A 16938-nucleotide genomic window follows, 5' to 3' on the forward strand; every position below is an offset into this window, starting at 1 on the left:
CGGCGACGGCAACGCACACGCCCACGGCGACCCCTACGCCGAGCGCGACGGCGACGGCAACGCACACGCCCACGGCGACCCCTACGCCGAGCGCGACGGCGACGGCAACGCACACGCCTACGGCGACCCATACGCCGAGCGCCACGGCGACAGCGACGGCGACCGTCACACCCGGAACCCTTCGTCCGGCTCTTGCATGTGTTGCGCGGCGCTCGGCGATGAGTTACGTGGCGCTCTTCGGCTATGAAATGCGGGGCGATGTGTCGATGCAGGTTCCGATCGGCGCCAGCAACCGCTTCAATCGCTATCGGGAGGACCTTGGGCAGCCCACGACCTTTGAACCGGGGAACAGACGGGTGGTGTTTGCAGTGGTCTTCGATGGGTTGCCGCTCACGTGGACATTGAATGGACAGACAATCACTGCGCACGCGAATTATCCGATCCGCTGCGGCAGCGATGCTGTGACCCGCATCCAGCCCATTCTGGAATGTACGCTCCCTGATGGCAATGGTAATTCGATTGCGCGGTTCGGGTATCGGAATGATAACGCATTCAACGTCGCCGTACCCGTCTGGTGGCAGAATTTCTTTGTCCCGCGCCCGACCCTGCGTGGCCAACCGGTTGTGTTCGCGCCCGGTCGCCATCGAGATGTCTTCGAAACCCGTTTTTCACAGGGCGCGCTGGTGTGGTTGCTCGATGGGCGGATTGCGGTAGCGACTGACTCGCCGGTGCAGGCGTGCCGGTTCAACTGACGCGGCAGCGATACCACCACGCCAGCGCAATCGCCAGACCCGGCAACGCCACGAGCGCGGCAGCGACGGCGTTGCCGGTGACAACAAAAGCCAGGAGCGCTGCCAGCGGCGGGATCGTCAACAGCAGCGTGCGCGGCGCTTCGGGAACCAGGAAACCAGCATCTTCCTTCGGGAGTTTGTCGGTGCGGAGAGTCCCGTAGCGTGGTCTGATCATGTCGGGCCTGTCATCGCCAGCGAAGGCTTCCGGCGGCAGCGGTGCGCCTGGAATGGGGCGCTCCCGCGCTTCGGCGAGGAACGCGGCGCACCAGTCGCGCCCGTCGCGCCGGCTCTCGAACAGGTGGTAGGCAGCGCGCTGGAGATACGCCGGATGACCGGCGCTGATGCTGGCGAGCACACGCAGTTCGCCAGGCGTGAAACTGACATTCGTGCCTTCGAGATATGTCTCTGCAAACAGGCGAACTTCTGCTGGTGCAAACGCGCCCATGCGCACGCCGACAAACCGTTCACTGAGGAGCGGCATCTCCCCTGCCGACGCCACCACCAGGATCAGCCGCCCGCCGCGCGCAATGCGCGCCAGCGTGTCGAGCAGCATTTCACCCCAGCCGGCGCTCAGCGCCCGGTGCGCATCGTCCAGGCAGAGAAGCACCGGCGTCTCCTGTTCGAGCAATGCCACTTCCAGCGCTGACGGTGTCGAACCCGGCACGCCCAACGCCTGAAGCACCGTCTGATAGACATCTTCCGGAGTTGCAGCCTCGTGAAGCGCCAGGTAGAAGGACGGGAGCAACGGTTCTTCGAGATGGACCGCTGCTGATGCGGTAATGTGCGTCAGCAGCGATGATTTGCCGATACTCGCCGGACCGGTGACCATCACCGGACGGCGGAGTTCAATGGCGTCGAAAATGAGCGACAGCTCGCGCCAGCGCCCGGCGAAGCGCGTAGCGTCGGTAATGCGCGCACGCTGGACGAAAGGGTTCTCCAGCAATGGCGTACCGGCATCGGATGTTGCGCCAGAAGTCACGATATGATCACTCTTCTGCCAACCAGCGTGCGCCCTGCGACGATCGCTTCTATCGTACCATATCCAGGGGGTGGTTTGAGGGCAGGTGTGTACAGTGCATGCCATTTCACCTCGATGTTGGAGCGCCTCACACCATTTCCAGCCGCATGGGCGATGTCATATCCCAGCCCCAGGAGCTCGATAGGCGGAAGCGTGCAGGGCGCTATTTCGATTTCGCGCCTATTCAGACTCGCAAGTCCGGTAGTGAGTGACTGGTACTGCCCATCGAACGTTTGCTGGATGCGAAAGTCGATCCAGAGTTCGAGCGGCAGGCTTTGTGGATGCGCCTGTTTGCTTTGTTCAACAAAACGCTCAGGTGGTTGGACCACCGTTCCGGCGCCCCAGTACACTCCCGCAGCGTTCGTCGTTGCGGCCAGGCACGCCGCAAGTCTGGTCACAACCAGATAATTGATGATAATGTCATCTGTCCGGTTCAGCAGCGTCACGATGGCGTGCGCCTGATGATCCTTTTTTGACTTCTGATGATCATCGCAGATACTGCTCTCTGCCCATCATACGTGCAATTCGGGGATGTTTCAAGGCGTCACCCTCCGGCAGGCGCCAACCCGAGGCTTTGCGCAGCGTGCTCATAAGCCCGGAAGGTCTCTTCATCGAACAGAACGAAGCGCACCAGCGCAATCTCAGGATGGCTTTGCAGCACATCACGACACGTCGCCAGCGCAATCGGCGCCGCCTCATCGAGCGGATAGCCATAGATGCCGGTGCTGATCGACGGAAAGGCGATGCTCTGCAATCCATGACGCGCTGCCAGCAGCAATGAGGAGCGGTAGGCGGACGCAAGGAGTTCGGCGTCGCGTGGGCTGCCGCTGTAGCGCGGACCAACAGCGTGAATGACGTGGCGCGCTTTGAGCCGGTAACCCGCAGTGATACGCGCCTCACCAGTCGGACAGCCGCCGATGCGCGCACACTCCTCTGCGAGTTCCGCTCCGGCAGCGCGATGGATCGCGCCAGAAACGCCGCCCCCCGGCGCCAGCGTCTCGTTTGCGGCGTTGACGATCGCATCGACATCCTGCTCCACAATGTTGCCGCGGATCAGTTCCAGCGTCGAGTTGCTAATCTTAAAGCGCATTGTTTCGCCTCCTTTCAGGCTTGTCGCCGTCTCGAACGTGTGCTATAGTGATCATAGTGCGGGCGTAGCTCAGTGGACAGAGCAGCGGTCTTCTAAACCGTTGGCCGGGCGTTCGAGTCGCCCCGCCCGCGCCAATCCTCATCAGCACCCCGATGACGCAGAAGGTGCTCCTCATATTCTGCCGCAATGTCGAACCCCAGGCGATGGTAACAGGCGATAGCCGCAGCGTTGTCAGCGTGCACATTCAAGCCGATGAGATCGACAGTTTGCAGCAGGGAACGGCAGAGTGCCGCAGTCACGGTTGTTGCCAGGCCGCGGCCGCGCGCCGATGGCAGGGTCGTAATGTTGCCCAGCGCTGCAACCCGTTGCTCCGCTGAGTAAACATGCACCCCGGCGACGCTCAGCAGCGCGCCGTCGTCGTCGCGGATACCGAAGTACTGGCCCGTCTCCAGCATGCGCGGGTCGAACCAGTTGCCCGGATAACTGTGCGCGTAGAATGCCTGGAGTTCATCCACTGCCGCTGGCGCCAGGCGCTCGACCGCGCTGGTGTCGATTCCTGCCAGTCGATCCGGGTTCTTCAGTACCATTTTGAGGTGCGGACCGTGGGGTTCGAGAGTGTAATGCGAGGTAAGCGCATCGCGCGCTTCGGGTGACAGGTGCGCATAGAAACGCAGCGGGAGCAGCGGCGCTGCCTGCGCCAGCAACTCCGTGAGCGCCGTTGCTGGCGGTGTTGCCATCGCCAGGAGCGCCGGCAGGTCGCCGCCGGTGTAGAGCAGCGCCAGCGCCTGAAGGTGGTCGTTTTCCTGCAAGCCGTACCAGATGGTGCGGGACCAGAAGAAATCGTCGAGATCGCCGAGTTCGTAGATGTGCAAAGCGGGATTTTTGCGCAGATATGCTTCAATTGTGCGTTTATCGTGGAGGATGAGTATGGTCATAGGTCTCGAATTCACATAAGCGCATGTAAAGGCGTGGGGGTTGCGCGTATGAAACCATTCTGCATTTCTGCATCTTAATAAGTCCACACGCACTGTTCGATCGCTCTGGGGTAGTGTACAACGCCTGGCATTCGATGTGCAACTCCAAAACCATCTGTGGGCGCTGGTATGATGTGTCAGGAGACGCTGTAGACCCGCCCGGCGGCTGATGGGTTTTGAGTCATTATTGCGCTCTCCGCCTGGGCGCCCGGCGGCTGATGGAGTTTGAACAATTATTCCGCTATCCGCACTGGGGCGAGGGCGCGGCAGCGCCCTTCGTGCGCTCAGCCCGACGGTTCAGCGTCGGGCGACGCGGCGGGTTGCCGCCTGACAAATCGTGCCTGGACCCCCTACACCTTCCCGCCTGCACCATTCAACGTTCAACGTTCAACAGGCACGGGCGCACCACCGGTGCGCCCGTGCCTTCAACCTTCAACCTTCAACGCCTAGATCGCCTTCAACCCCTTCACCAGGTGCGCCAGATCGTCAGGGCGCTTGTCGGCGTACTCGAATCCCGGGAAACCACCCCAGCGGAAACAGGTGCGCAGGTAATTGACAAAGGTTGTGTGGTGCGGCTCGTCGCGCACCGGTGCATCAGCCGCCGGGTTCGGCAGGATGATCCGATAGACCACCACCGTGTACTGGGGAGCGCTGGCAATATCGGTCTTGTGGTAGTAATCGGGCGCCAGCGGCGCGTGGTAGGGTCCCATCGCCTCTCTGCCGAATTCGCGACACGCCTCGCGCCAGATGCTGTACTCCTCCAGCGCCATGTCGATCGGGTCAACCACCAGCGGGTCGGTGTAAGCGGACTCTTCCCATTCTGGATGGTATCCGATGAAGTTGACCGATCCAACAATCTCGTACCACGCGCGCAAGGCGAGCGGCATCGGTCCAACGCGGCGCTCGAGTTCCTCGATGCAGCGATGAACGTCGGGGCGTGGCGGCCTGACCGCTTCATCCGGGTAGGCGAAGCGGTAACCGAGACGCTCAAGCCGCGCTTTCAGCGTCTCGATATTGTCTCTGGCGCGTCGCATGGTTTCACGCGCAACCGCCAGCGCGTCGGAGAAGAGCGGCTCGTCGCGAATGCGCTCGCCAGCCGCCATCATTTCGTTCCAGACCTGTTCGTGTTGGCCTTTGCGGTATCGTTCGAGCCAGGTTGCCATGATCGCCACCTCCTTCGAGGCGGACTGCAACTACGCCGCATATATCAAAGAAGGCGTCGTCAGCGGTGCGTGAGTGAGAAGGATGAGAACTGGAACGCTGGGGATTCGCCGGGTACGCCACTGTACGGGAGAACCTCCTGCGCCGTTGCAGTCCTCCCTTTGCTGCTTGCTTGATCATGATACCCTATCAGCACATGGCTTGCGGGAAGATCCGATCGCCAAATGTGGCGGTTTCTTGCCGGAAACCCGGAGATGTGCATCAGATCACGGCTTCTGCGCCTGCAATTGTTGCTTGACCGCTGCGTCGAGGTCTGCAATCGTCAGTTGATACACGCTCGATAGCGCCTCCGGGGTCACTTCCCGGCTGAGGTTGCCAAACTGCGAGCCGAAACCAACCGAAAAGAGCGGCATCTTATCGAGCACTTTTTCCGGTGGCACACGGCTGAAATAGCGATAGAACTCCCGGAATGAATCCGTTCCGTAGGTTTCGAGCAGGTAGCGCGCCGTCTCCCCTGAGAAGATGTATTCGTACCCGACGTTCTGACCGAAGAAGTCGAAGGCGCCAAGGCTATCGGCGCCCGTGAGACGCTCCAGGCTCAGGGAATCCAGCCTGCCGTCGTCGACGAGGCGGCGCCGGAAGTCGGGCGGAAGTTGCCCCGCGTAGTACATTGCAGCGCCCTCGACGAGCCAGATCGGCGTGAATGGCCGGGTCTCGCGCGCCAGCGCCAGATGGACCAACTCGTGCCTGATGGTTGCCAGCCGTCCGAAGGGTCCGCTGTCATTGGGTTGATCCTGGAACGCCTTACCGTTGATGTAGAACACCCGTCCCAGCGTCTGTATCTGCTCACCAGCAAGCTCATACAGCGACAGCGCAGCGCCGAGGGTGCGCGATCCGAGGCCCGTCTGTGTTGTGAAATCGTCCTGTGTTGTCGTGAAGTACGCCACAAACCGCTCCTGCGGTTCGAGACCGGCAGTCTGGAGATCGCGGTATGCCTGTTCGCATTCCTGCGCCACGTTCGCCAGTGTATCGCCAGCATCGGGTCGCGCGAGGATCAGGAAGTGCGGCGTTTCCTGCACAATCACGTCGCCCGTCCACCAGAAGGGCGGCGGCGTCTCCAGTTCGTACTCGCTAACGACCCAGCCGCCGTTCTGGCGCTCGAAGGCGTAGCGCACCTGGTGCTGAAATGGATTGTCCTCGGGTATGCCGCGCAACTGATAGCGGATGGAGACGGCGGCATTGCCGATACGCCCTTTCTCCAGATCGGACTGTAACAATGTCGTTGCGGGCGATACGCTCAATTGATAGTCGCTCAACGGCAGGTTGCGACTCCGCTCGAAGATCGTTCGCTGCTCCTGGTGCAGACCTTCGGCGAACGTTGCCAGATACGCATTCAAGTCACCGCTTCTGACCGCTTGCGCCTGTCGTTCCAGCAGGCTCTCCAGTTCGCGCTGCGCCATCTCTTCTGTCGTTGGCGTTGCAGTGGGCGGCGGCGCCTCGCCAGCCGCTGAGGTGACAGCAGCGCTTGCCAGCCCGGACGTATCGAAGCGCAGTGTGGCAGCGGCGTATTCGGGAAAGATGAACCGTACCTCTTCCATGTGTTCCGGACGCGGGAAGGTGATCTGCCCGGGATACGCCTGCCCCGGCAGCCATCCTTTCGACGGCGCGATAGTCTCCGTCAGATTATCGCTTACACGGATCGGCTCATACGCCGCAAACTCGGCATCGAGCAGGCGCGCATCGCTCCCTTTCAATCCTCTTCCCAGCGCATATCCCTGGCGCAGGGTGTTTACGAAGGCGATCTGAACGATTACCTCATTCTGCGTGATGGTGATGGAGTCCAGGCGCAGGCGGATCGGCACAAGCGCGCTGCGCGCACTGTAGAGCTCGATCGCAAGCGGATAGGTTCCTTCGGGAACTGGTTGCGCCGCTGATGGCGCTGGCTGATTGAGTTCAAACTTAATCGCCGCATAAGTGGGGAAATGCAACTCGTAAGGCGCCGGTCCGGCGGGCGCAGGAAACGCGACATCGCCGACATTCGCCTGACCGGGCATGAAATTGCCCGGCGGATCGAGACGTTTGAGATTGTCGCTGAATTCGACAGGCTCGTACTGATTGCCGCTAGCATCGATCAGGCGCAGGTCGCGAGCGCCTAGACCGCCGGCAATGTAAAAACTCTGGTCACTGACATTGTGGAACCCTACGCGCAGGATCAGGCGGTCGCCGGTCAGCGTTGCGCGGTAGAGCGCCAGATTGACCCTCTCGAATGCGCTGCGCGTACTTGTGGCGCGTTGATTGATGAGGTAGGTTCCTTTTGCTGCGGTTGGCGCTTGCGTCGGTTGCGTGCTCGTGGGAAGAAGCGTTGGCGCTGTGGCGGGAAAAGTCGGCTCGGTTGGCTTCTGAATCGCTGCAACATCCGGCGTGGCCGTCAGGCTGTCAGACGACGAAAGACCGGTGCAGGCGGTCGTTGTGAATAACAGAACCGCCAGCACAAAGCCGGTGATCCGTTTCAGGTTCATACACCATCTCCTTGAACGTGCGCCATCTTCGTGCGGAGAGGTTGATGTCGGCGAGGGCGAAGCGGAGGTGAAGCGGCGCTTGGCGTTGTTTTGGAATTGAACGCAGGGCGTACTGTTCAATTTGGAGCCTATCCGAAAAATCGCTGACTGAAGTGCGACCGGGTAGGCGAAGGCATTGCCTTCGCCTACACCCGACGATCTTTTCCGGATAGGCTAGGCTCTTAGTTGTTCATCGCTCGCATATCGCGCATTCCGAGCAGGAACTATAAGTTGAGTCCGCTGCACAGAGGCGTAACCACACAGGACCCGAAGCGCACGAAGGGGAATAATGAAGCGCATGTCCTTACGGGCAATGATTGGGCGCCATCTGGTTGATCGCTCTATTAGAGACTGTATCACATTTGAAGGGGTGTGACAAGACATCCAGGGTTGCGTTATGTTCACCGTAGAAAACGATGCTTGACCTGGTTCTTCCCGCCTCTGCCAAAAGTCAGACGCAATGCTGGCGGTTTGATGGATGACCCGGAGAACGCTTTGTGCTATGGTAAGGGTGGCGCTAAATGGTCGCATGGCGAAAGGAGGGTACGATGGAACCGCGTGTTTCGAGGAATACAATGATCATTGGCATTTTGCTCGTGTTCTTTGGGGTGCTGAGCCTGTTGCAGAACTTTGGCGTGCCAGGCTTCTTGAGTGCATTGGTGTGGGCGGGAGCGTTCGGCGCCGGCGGCGCGGTGTTCCTCTATTTCTTCCTGAAGAGCGATGCCAACTGGTGGGCGTCCATTCCCGCCGGCGCGCTGTTGGGGATTGCAATGACGATTGGCGCTGAGGAACTGCTCCCCTGGCTGCCAGACGGTTTTACAGGCGCCATCTTCCTCGGCATGCTGAGCCTGGGGTTCCTGTCGATCGTCCTGATGAATCATACTCGTTGGTGGGCGATTATTCCGGGAGGCGCGCTGCTCAGTGTTGCTGCAACTGCGGCATTTTCCGAGGTGCTGCCCGATCAGGCGGTTGGCGGCGTCCTGTTCCTTGGACTGGCGACAACGTTCGCGGTCCTGGCGTTGCTGCGCGCCACGCCAGGTATGCGCTGGATGTTCGTTCCGGAGGCGGTGCTTGGCGCCATGGGCCTGCTGCTGCTGACATCGGCGGCGCACCTGGCCAGCATCCTGTGGCCGCTGGTTCTGATTGGCATCGGCATTGCGCTTCTGTTTGGCAGCCGCCGTCGGGAGATCTATCGGTAAGACGGATGCTGAGCGCACTCGCTGGCGAGATCGTTATCAGATGAGCGGTTGGCGTTGGCTGAGCCGGTCGAAGCCGGTGCTGGTGAAGCGGCTGGCGTTGGCTGAGCCGGTCGAAGCCGGTGCTGGTGAAGCGGTTGGCGTTGGCTGAGCCGGTCGAAGCCGGTGCTGGTGAAGCGGTTGGCGTTGGCTGAGCCGGTCGAAGCCGGTGCTGGTGAAGCGGCTGGCGCTGTCTGAGCCGGTCGAAGCCAACGCCAACCGTATAAGGGGCAGACATGAGATTGTGATGCAACGCCGTAGCGCTGCGGGCTGAAGCTGTGTCTGAGGAGGTGAAAGCCTCACCGGCTCTTGACCGATCTGAGTGAGGGCTTCAGCCCGAAGCGTCAGGATGCCGGCTGACTATGCATGCTCATACCAATACGCGGTCATTTGTACAACACTGCCGGGGCGCTGTGGGCGAAAGCCCTCGCTGAGGACGCGGTTCGACCATGCTCACTGCAGGCGGTTCGACCGTGCACCCCGTATGTGCAAGCCCCTGCGAGGCTATGCCAATCAGGATGCCGTCTGACTATTTCGGTCTCCAGGCGACAAGGCAGAGAGCGGAATAGTGTTCAACCACCACCACCTGCCCGGCGCTGAGGCGGCGAGACCCGCCAACTGCCGCCCATCTCTCACTGCCTTAAACGTCCTGTGGAACACACTGCAAGACTCACCCGGAGAAACACGCACAACGATAACTATCCGATCGCGCGCAATCGCGTGGTCAGTTCTTTTTGCATGGCAGCCGTTGTGCGCTGTGTCGCCAGCATGTCGCGCACAAAAACCGGTGCGGATTGTCCAATGGCGCGGTAAAACGCGCTCACCAGCGGCTCGATCTGCGCAGGGCTTGTCGACCAGATGGCCTGGAAATGGCGGGATCTCCGATAGGGCGCGCATTGCTCATCGTCATACGCCACCAGCGCAGCGGCAATCTTCGGTCCCCAGGCGATGACGACCCATTCGTGCACCAGGGGCCACGCTGCTTCCAGGGCAATCGTGGTGACGGCAGGAAGATCAGGGGGTGTTTCGTCGGGAAATCCCAGCACGAACACCTGTGATAACCGGGGAGCGAATCGACGATAGCGGCGGTGCTGCCGGCGATAGTTCGAGAAGCGTTGAAACGTGACGATCAGGCGGGTTTCTGGCGACTCGGCGGCGTAGTCTTCGATCAGATAACTCAACGCCAGCATCATCGTGCGGCTGTGCAGGGTTTTCTTCTGATCCTGGAAGAATGACGCGAAGCTGAAGGCGCTGAGTGTGCCGGCGTGCGGTCGGTCGAGTACAGGGAGATGGTCGGGTTGCATGGGACGAGTGCCTCCTGGTCTGGTGCGTCGGTCGTGGACGAAACACACGTGGTGAATAGCGTCGGCGCCCGACGGGGTATTTGACGGTATTTGTGACATCAGACTAATGAGCGCCTGAAAACTTGCCTCAAGGGACGTGGCGGGGCGGGTGCAGGCGCTGCCTTCGCCTATCCAATGGACTTTTTCAGACATTGGGACAATATTCCCTCTCTCTTTGATTATACAACATTTCAATGACCGGAAGATTACCGTTGCGCCCGGCTTATTAAGCGCCCTGCTGATCTCAGTGCTATCGATGCGCGTAGAGCAGGACCGAGCACCTCTGGTATAATGCCGCATCCATACAACCGGCTGGCAGACCTGGCAGCCGTGACCGGGCGTGCGTTGATGGAGGAGTCGCTGTGACAATCAAGTCTGACCGTTGGATACGGGCAATGGCGCTCGAATATGGCATGATCGAGCCGTTTGTTGCGGAGCAGGTGCGCGGCGGCATTATTTCGTATGGGCTGTCGTCCTATGGCTACGACATACGCGTCGCCGATGAGTTCAAGGTGTTCACCAATGTCTTCAACACCCTGGTGGACCCCAAGCATTTCGATCCGCGCTCATTCGTTGATATTCGCGGCGACTACTGCGACATTCCGCCGAACTCGTTCGCCCTCGCGCGCTCGGTCGAACATTTCCGCATTCCCCGCAATGTCCTCTGCATTGTATTGGGGAAAAGCACGATTGCGCGTTGCGGCATCATCGTGAATGTGACGCCGCTGGAGCCGGAATGGTGCGGGTATGTGACGATCGAAATCTCGAATACCACGCCCTTGCCAGCGCGGATCTATGCTCATGAGGGGATTGCGCAAGTTCTGTTCATCGAAAGCGATGAACCGCCGCTCATGTCGTATGCCGACAAGTCCGGCAAATACCAGAATCAGGTGGGGGTCGTCCCACCGCGGTTATAGCCGCGCGTGGGATTTATGGCGACGGGATCAGATCCGTTGCGCGGGCGATGATGTCGCGGATCTGGCTGTAACCGGTGCGCATCTGCGCTTCATCAGGAGGAAGCCAGGCAACGGCGGTGATCCCTTCGTCAGCCTGTGGCACAGCGTTCGCCCCGTCGGTGCGCATCAGGAAAAAGTCGACGCGCTTCTGGTACGGCTTGCTTTTCTTCTGCACCACGTAGGTGATGGTTCCGACAAACGTCTCCACTGCACCGGTGATGCCGGTTTCTTCGCGCACCTCGCGTACCGCCGCCGCTTCTGCGCTCTCACCGGCGTTCAGGTGACCTTTGGGCAGCGTCCATTTGCCGTACTGGTCATGGATAAGCAGAATTAGCGGTCGTCCGCCTTCGTCGTAGCGATAGACGACACATCCTGCGGCATCGGGCTGGTCTTTCATCAAAACCCCTTCGTCTTGCTGGATCGCTTACTGGCCGAAGAAGAGGCGTTGCACCCACTGCTCGAGACTGAGCGCCCACTGCGCTAATGGCGTGCGCTGCGCCCATTCGCTCAACGCGGTCAGTTGACCGGTTGCCAGGAGCAGCCCCATGATCACGAGCAGCGCTCCGCTAATCAGACTGGTGGTGTGCAGGTGCACCTGGTATCTGCCGAGGTTCAGGCTGAACCCGCGCCCGCGCAGCGCCTTCCAGAAGGGTGAACCGGCGCCAAGGCGGCTGAAAAACGTCGCCACAATGATCAACGGCGTCCCCAGACCAAGCGCATAAATGAACGACAGCACCGCGCCCTGCAAAATGGCGATGCCCTGCGTCGCCAGCAGGGTGAGCAGCGCCCCCAGGATCGGACCGACGCACGCCGTCCATCCGAGCGCAAAGGTCGCGCCATACAGGTACGAACCAGCGATGCTCGCTGAAGGGCGCGACATAATCTGAATGCCGCTAAACCCTTTCCCCAGCATGCTGAGGATGCCAAAGACAATCACGATCAATCCGCCGACGAGCGTCAGCGTTTCGAGGTTGCGAAACAGCGCCTGGCTGAGCGCCGTCGCTGTCGCGCCGAGCAGCACCATGGTCGTCGCCAACCCCAGGAAGAACGCGACGGTCATGATCACGATCCGTTCGCGCTGCGCCTGGAAGGTGAAAGCGAAGTAGGCAGGCAGGATCGGCAGTGTGCAGGGGGACAGAAAACTGAATACTCCGGCAAGGAACGCTGCCGGCGCCAGGATAAGCATGCTGGCGCCGCGTGGCGCCACCGGGCTGCTGCTCCCCTGGCTCAAAATGGCGATTGCTGCCAGCGCCAGCGCAATGCCGAGCCCAACAAATAATGCCCGCCAGGGGAAACGCGCCTCGGACGATGCGGTTGCTGGATTGGTGTTTTGAATGGACATATGTTACTCCATTGTATTTGTCTATCGTTCGAGCCAGGCTTCAATCACAGCGGCGACTTCCTGTCCGCTCTTAATCGCCAGGTGGATGCGCCCAATCCCGACGGTGTAGTCGCCGGCGAAGAACAATCCTGTCCCGCTGCTGTTCAGCACGTCCGATCTGGCGACTCCATGCGGCAGGGCATACCGCCATCCCTGACGATCATACCACAATGGTCGGCGGAGATCCTCGCCGAGCACCCTGCTGACCATCTCGATCACGGAGGCCGCCAGTTCGTCGGCTGGCGTCTCCCATTGCTGCATACTGAAATGACCCGCCATTTGAGCAATCAACAGGCTATGCCCGGGCGGGCAGCGTTCCGTTCCCTTCGTGTGTTCGAGCGCCAGCCACGCCACTGGATGCTGCCGATCAACATTAATCAGCGCATAGAACGGACGCTCAATCGGACGGTCATACGCCAGTGTTAGCGTCAGGCAACGCCGATACGGCACATGGATCAGTTCCCGAACCAACAAGTCGCGCAACGCCGGGTCGAAGTCGCTCATCGCCAGGATCTCCGCCGTCTGCGGCGCCGGCGGGGTCAGCAGCACCGCGTCAGCGGTTCCGACATGGGCCCTGTTTGCGTCGAACAGCATCCAGCGCGCGGTTCCCGCCTCACGGCGCAGCGACGCAATGCGAACTTCCCGACGCACATCGAGTCCGGCGGCGAGCAGTTTCCCCAGTTGATTGATACCGCTGGCGTAAAACCACGACGGTTCGGCGTTGAGTGTTGCGTCGCCCTCAGCCGTCGTACCATCGGCGTGGAGGACGTGCACCGGCTTATCAATGCGGCACAATTCTTCGGCTGGCAGGTCGGCGTGCAACAGGCGTTCCATTTCTGTGTCCTGCGTCTTAATGACCTGCGCGCCGTGATCGAACACGAACCCGTCACGGCGGCGCGTTGCCACACGCCCGCCAACGCCGCGACTCTTCTCGTAAATGGCGATAGACAGATCGGGACATCGCTGACGGAGTTCGCGCGCCGCGCTGAGACCGGCCATTCCCGCACCAATGATTGCCAGATGCACGATTTTCCTCCTTTTTGAGAATCCTACCACAAGAATGGGATCTGTGCAGGTGAGGTACGAGGCGCGAGAGGAGAGGCGAGAGGTGAGAGGCGAGAGGTGAGAGGCGAGAGGTGAGAGACGAGAGGTGAGAGACGAGAGGTGAGAGGCGAGAGGTGAGAGGCGAGAGGTGAGAGGCGAGAGGTGAGAGGCGAGAGGTGAGAGGCGAGAGGTGAGAGGTGAAAGGCGAGAAGGGTTGAAGGTGGGAAGGTTGAATGTTACACGTAGCGGCGTTGCACCGCAACGTCTTGCAACGTTGAACGTTGAACGTTGCGCGAGGCGAGAAACCCGGTTCCTGGTTCTCAGAACCTCTGACCATCGTTTGCGGCGCCCTCCTGAAGGTGGTACTATACCTGGCGCGGGCATCCTGTCGATGAGCGAGGGAGACGTATGACGGTCGAAGCGCACGCCGATTCGTTGAGAATAACCCGCAGTGACGGGCTGGAAGTCGATCTCGCGCCGCTTCAGGGTCTCTGGACGGAGGAGCAGTATCTGCGTCTCACCGAACAGACCAACCTCGTGATAGAGTTTACTGACGGTTGTATCGAGGTGCTGCCGATGCCCACCAGCCGCCATCAGACGATCCTGCTCCTCCTGTACGAACGACTGAAAGCGGCAGTGCCGGGAGGAAAAGTGCTGGTGGCGCCGCTGCGGTTGCGCCTGCGACCCGGCAAGTTTCGTGACCCCGATATTGTGTTGTTGCAGTCTGCTGACGATCCGCGCTATCAGGACGCATTCTGGCCTGGCGCCGACCTTGTGGTTGAGGTTGTCAGCCCCGACCGACCGGAGCGTGATACCGAAGAGAAAGTGCGCGACTACGCCGGGGCGGGCATCCCCGAATACTGGATTGTCAATCCGCTCGATGAGACGGTGACGGTGTTGACGCTCGCAGGAGAAGCGTACACGCCGCACGGCGTCTTTCGTCGGGGGCAGCGCGCGCGCTCGAAGTTGCTCGATGGTTTTGGCGTCGTGGTTGATGAGATTTTTGATGTGCAATAGCAGGGAAACACGTATGCGCTCTCAATGGTTGATACTGCTTCTGACGACGCTGCTGATCGCTGCGTGCGGACAGCAGCCGACGCGCACCGGCGGTCCGGTGACGCCGGTCTTCGCCTTTACCGAAGCAGTGGTTGGTCCGAATCGCATCGCACTGGGGCTGGTGCGTGACGGTTCACCCGTCAATGATCCAGGGGCGAAGATTCATTTGCGCTTCTTCGACCTGAACGATACGAGTGCGCCGGTCAAGATCGAGGCGGATGCGATCTACTATGGCCAGGGATTGCCGGCGGCAATCTATGTCGCCTACCCGACATTCGACCGGGCGGGCAATTGGGGGATCGAGGTACAGACCACGCTCAGCGGTCAATCGGAGCCGAGCGTCGCGCGCTTGCGCCTTGAGGTGAAGGAGCGTTCAGAGGTTCCCAATGTGGGGGATCGAGCGATTTCAGTGAAGACGCCGACCGTCCGTGATGTGCCCGATCCATCGCACCTCTCGTCAGGGCGCGTCGAAGACCTTTCGATGTATCAGATCAGTCTCGATGAGGCATTGCAAAACGGCAAACCGACCGCGCTGCTCTTCGCCACGCCGGCCTTCTGCCGCACGGCGGTGTGCGCCCCCAGCCTGAGCGTGATGCAGGAGTTGCAGAAAACCTACGGCGACCGCATGAACTTTATTCACGTCGAGGTTTTCCGCTATCCGTTCCGCGAGTCGTTCGAGGCGCAGACGGCAATTTTCCAGAAACTGGCGCAGGAAGGGCGCGCGCCACGCCCCGAAGAGCGCAATGTGGGGCTTTCCGACTCGATGATCGCGTGGGGATTGCAGTCGGAGCCGTGGCTGTTCCTGATCGATGCGAACGGCGTGATCGTGGCGCGGTACGAGGGCGGCATCACCCGCGAAGAAATGACCCCGGCGCTGGAAAACCTGATTGCGGGTAAGCCGCCGCAGGGCGGGGGGTAATCTTCTCTCCAAGACCCTTGAGGTCGGGCAGCGTCCCTGGAACGCGCGTGGTTCCTTCCGCCGGAAACGTTCGCCGGCGAGGATGGATGTGCGGCGGAGACCTCAAGGGTCGAGCAGGTCTTTGACCTTCTCACGTTCAACGTTCGCACATTCAACCTTCAACGTTTTCTCCCGCCGCCTCCACGAACGCCTGGAACACCCGCGCCCATCGCGGGTCGGCGCTGTTCCACAGCATCTCCGGATGGCACTGCACTCCCATCACCCATCCTGGCGACACCGCCTCGACCGCCTCGACGATGCCATCGGGGGCGCGGGCCGTGACGCGCAGCGCCGGCGCAACGTCACGGAGCGCCTGGTGATGAAGGGTGTTGACGGTCGCTTCGGTGGCGCCGAGCAGATCAGCCAGGCGCGAGTCGCGCGCGATGACGATGGGGTGCGCCAGATGCGCCATGTCCTTGCGGTCGGTCGACTCGTTGTGGTTCAGCGCGCCTTCGATTTCGGAAGGAATATCCTGGTACAGTGTGCCGCCAAGCGCAACATTCAGCAGTTGAATGCCGCGACAGATCGCCAGCACTGGTTTTCCATCACGGATCGCCCATTGTGTCAATGCGATCTCGACATCGTCCTGTAAGGGATCGGGATCGCCCAATTTGGGATGGCGCGGAGCGCCGTAGCGCGCGGGATCGATGTCCTCGCCGCCAGCCAGGAGCAAGCCGTCAATCTGCTGATACAGCCTTTCCAGCACCTCACCGTTCGTCGTGAGATGGATGAGGAGCGGAGCGCCTCCAGCCGCTTCGATTGCCTGGAGGTACTCGATGACGTTGCCGTAGATTTTGGGGAACCATGCGTCGCTTTGGGCGAAATGCGCGATGCCCAGCAGACATGGAACGCCGATGATTGGGCGGTGGGTGTGGGACACGGGGAACTCCTCGTCACTGTTTCTTTACAGACATATCGTATCATACCAGCGCGCCAGCCGTTGCGGTGCAACGGCTCTGCGGGCGCCGCTCCCGTCGCCCGGGCGAGCCAGCGGCGCGCCCCTCCCTGCACCCTGCCCCCGTCGTCCGGGCGCGCCAGTGGCGGGGTGCAGGCATGATTTGACAGGAACCACTGCGGTTCTGGCAGACGGCGCCCGCACCGCGCCAGCCGTTGCGGTGCAACGGCTCTGCGGGCGCGCCCTTCGTGCGCTCAGCCCGAGGCTGAACCGTCGGGCTGAGCGGCGGGGTGCAGGCATGATTTGCCAGGCACCACTGCGGTTCTAGCAGACGGCGCCCGCGCTGAGGGGACGAAGCCCCGCTGACGCGGGGCTGGCGCGGTGCGGGCGCGTCCTTCGTGCGCTCAGCCCGCGGCTGAACCGTCGGGCTGAGCGGCGGGGTGCAGGCATGATTTGCCAGGCACCACTGCGGTTCTGG

Annotated in this window: 15 protein-coding genes, 1 tRNA gene and 1 pseudogene; 6 read left to right on the forward strand and 11 right to left on the reverse strand. The window is 61.1% G+C overall.

From position 1 onward, the window contains the following. Positions 1-752 (forward strand): annotated as a pseudogene (locus tag AC3EA7_RS11145) (FG-GAP repeat protein); the annotation flags it as partial. On the opposite strand, the gene AC3EA7_RS11150 reads toward AC3EA7_RS11145, so the two are convergent. The 3 genes from AC3EA7_RS11150 to AC3EA7_RS11160 all read right to left on the reverse strand — a co-directional run bounded on the left by AC3EA7_RS11150 (position 745) and on the right by AC3EA7_RS11160 (position 2899). After that, on the reverse strand, positions 745-1770 hold the full coding sequence (locus tag AC3EA7_RS11150) for an ATP-binding protein (RefSeq protein WP_488614128.1): 1026 nt from the start codon (positions 1768-1770) through the stop codon (positions 745-747). The pseudogene AC3EA7_RS11145 and the gene AC3EA7_RS11150 overlap by 8 nt on opposite strands. Further along, a complete protein-coding gene (locus AC3EA7_RS11155) occupies positions 1767-2255 on the reverse strand; it encodes a hypothetical protein (RefSeq protein ID WP_488614129.1) in 489 nt (162 codons plus the stop codon). Before AC3EA7_RS11155 ends, AC3EA7_RS11150 begins: the two co-directional genes overlap by 4 nt. Before the next feature lie 98 nt (positions 2256-2353). Beyond that, the gene (locus AC3EA7_RS11160; protein WP_488614130.1) at positions 2354-2899 is read right to left on the reverse strand and encodes an O-acetyl-ADP-ribose deacetylase; all 546 of its coding nucleotides are present in this window, start codon (positions 2897-2899) and stop codon (positions 2354-2356) included. 58 nt (positions 2900-2957) lie between these two features. Here AC3EA7_RS11160 and AC3EA7_RS11165 point away from each other — a divergent pair. Continuing rightward, positions 2958-3033: transfer RNA gene (locus tag AC3EA7_RS11165), tRNA-Arg, on the forward strand. Here AC3EA7_RS11165 and AC3EA7_RS11170 read toward each other — a convergent pair. The 3 genes from AC3EA7_RS11170 to AC3EA7_RS11180 all read right to left on the reverse strand — a co-directional run bounded on the left by AC3EA7_RS11170 (position 2992) and on the right by AC3EA7_RS11180 (position 7553). Next, the gene (locus AC3EA7_RS11170; RefSeq protein ID WP_488614142.1) at positions 2992-3834 is read right to left on the reverse strand and encodes a GNAT family N-acetyltransferase; all 843 of its coding nucleotides are present in this window, start codon (positions 3832-3834) and stop codon (positions 2992-2994) included. The two genes, AC3EA7_RS11165 and AC3EA7_RS11170, sit on opposite strands and share 42 nt — an antisense overlap. A 485-nt stretch (positions 3835-4319) precedes the next feature. Further along, complete coding sequence (locus AC3EA7_RS11175) at positions 4320-5036, reverse strand: hypothetical protein (RefSeq protein ID WP_488614131.1); 717 nt, start codon at positions 5034-5036, stop codon at positions 4320-4322. 264 nt (positions 5037-5300) lie between these two features. Then, on the reverse strand, positions 5301-7553 hold the full coding sequence (locus tag AC3EA7_RS11180; RefSeq protein ID WP_488614132.1) for a gluzincin family metallopeptidase: 2253 nt from the start codon (positions 7551-7553) through the stop codon (positions 5301-5303). Positions 7554-8167: 614 nt separating this feature from the next. Between AC3EA7_RS11180 and AC3EA7_RS11185 the strand changes: the two genes are divergently transcribed. Then, positions 8168-8791, forward strand: coding sequence for a hypothetical protein (locus AC3EA7_RS11185; RefSeq protein ID WP_488614133.1), 624 nt, complete (start codon positions 8168-8170; stop codon positions 8789-8791). 734 nt (positions 8792-9525) lie between these two features. On the opposite strand, the gene AC3EA7_RS11190 is transcribed toward AC3EA7_RS11185, so the two are convergent. Further along, the gene (locus AC3EA7_RS11190) at positions 9526-10131 is read right to left on the reverse strand and encodes a DICT sensory domain-containing protein (protein ID WP_488614134.1); all 606 of its coding nucleotides are present in this window, start codon (positions 10129-10131) and stop codon (positions 9526-9528) included. 401 nt (positions 10132-10532) lie between these two features. Here AC3EA7_RS11190 and dcd point away from each other — a divergent pair, with 401 nt between their 5' ends. Next, complete coding sequence (gene dcd, locus AC3EA7_RS11195; protein WP_488614135.1) at positions 10533-11087, forward strand: dCTP deaminase; 555 nt, start codon at positions 10533-10535, stop codon at positions 11085-11087. A gap of 13 nt (positions 11088-11100) precedes the next feature. Here the strand turns inward: dcd and AC3EA7_RS11200 are convergent, their stop codons facing one another. Genes AC3EA7_RS11200 through AC3EA7_RS11210 form a run of 3 tightly spaced genes read right to left on the reverse strand, consistent with a single transcriptional unit; the run spans position 11101 to position 13533 of the window. Further along, positions 11101-11523 carry an NUDIX hydrolase gene (locus tag AC3EA7_RS11200; protein WP_488614136.1) on the reverse strand — a complete coding sequence of 141 codons (423 nt, stop codon included), beginning with the start codon at positions 11521-11523 and terminating at the stop codon, positions 11101-11103. Positions 11524-11550: 27 nt separating this feature from the next. Beyond that, positions 11551-12468 carry a cytochrome c biogenesis CcdA family protein gene (locus tag AC3EA7_RS11205; protein ID WP_488614137.1) on the reverse strand — a complete coding sequence of 306 codons (918 nt, stop codon included), beginning with the start codon at positions 12466-12468 and terminating at the stop codon, positions 11551-11553. 21 nt (positions 12469-12489) lie between these two features. Further along, the gene (locus tag AC3EA7_RS11210) at positions 12490-13533 is read right to left on the reverse strand and encodes an NAD(P)/FAD-dependent oxidoreductase (protein WP_488614138.1); all 1044 of its coding nucleotides are present in this window, start codon (positions 13531-13533) and stop codon (positions 12490-12492) included. A 426-nt stretch (positions 13534-13959) separates the two neighbouring features. Between AC3EA7_RS11210 and AC3EA7_RS11215 the strand changes: the two genes are divergently transcribed. Continuing rightward, positions 13960-14568: a Uma2 family endonuclease gene (locus AC3EA7_RS11215; protein ID WP_488614139.1), complete on the forward strand. Its 609-nt coding sequence runs from the start codon at positions 13960-13962 to the stop codon at positions 14566-14568. A gap of 13 nt (positions 14569-14581) precedes the next feature. Continuing rightward, on the forward strand, positions 14582-15526 hold the full coding sequence (locus AC3EA7_RS11220) for a TlpA family protein disulfide reductase (RefSeq protein WP_488614140.1): 945 nt from the start codon (positions 14582-14584) through the stop codon (positions 15524-15526). A gap of 151 nt (positions 15527-15677) precedes the next feature. On the opposite strand, the gene AC3EA7_RS11225 is transcribed toward AC3EA7_RS11220, so the two are convergent. Next, on the reverse strand, positions 15678-16445 hold the full coding sequence (locus AC3EA7_RS11225) for a gamma-glutamyl-gamma-aminobutyrate hydrolase family protein (RefSeq protein WP_488614141.1): 768 nt from the start codon (positions 16443-16445) through the stop codon (positions 15678-15680). Positions 16446-16938 lie beyond the last annotated feature (493 nt).

The organism is Roseiflexus sp. (assembly GCF_057785375.1).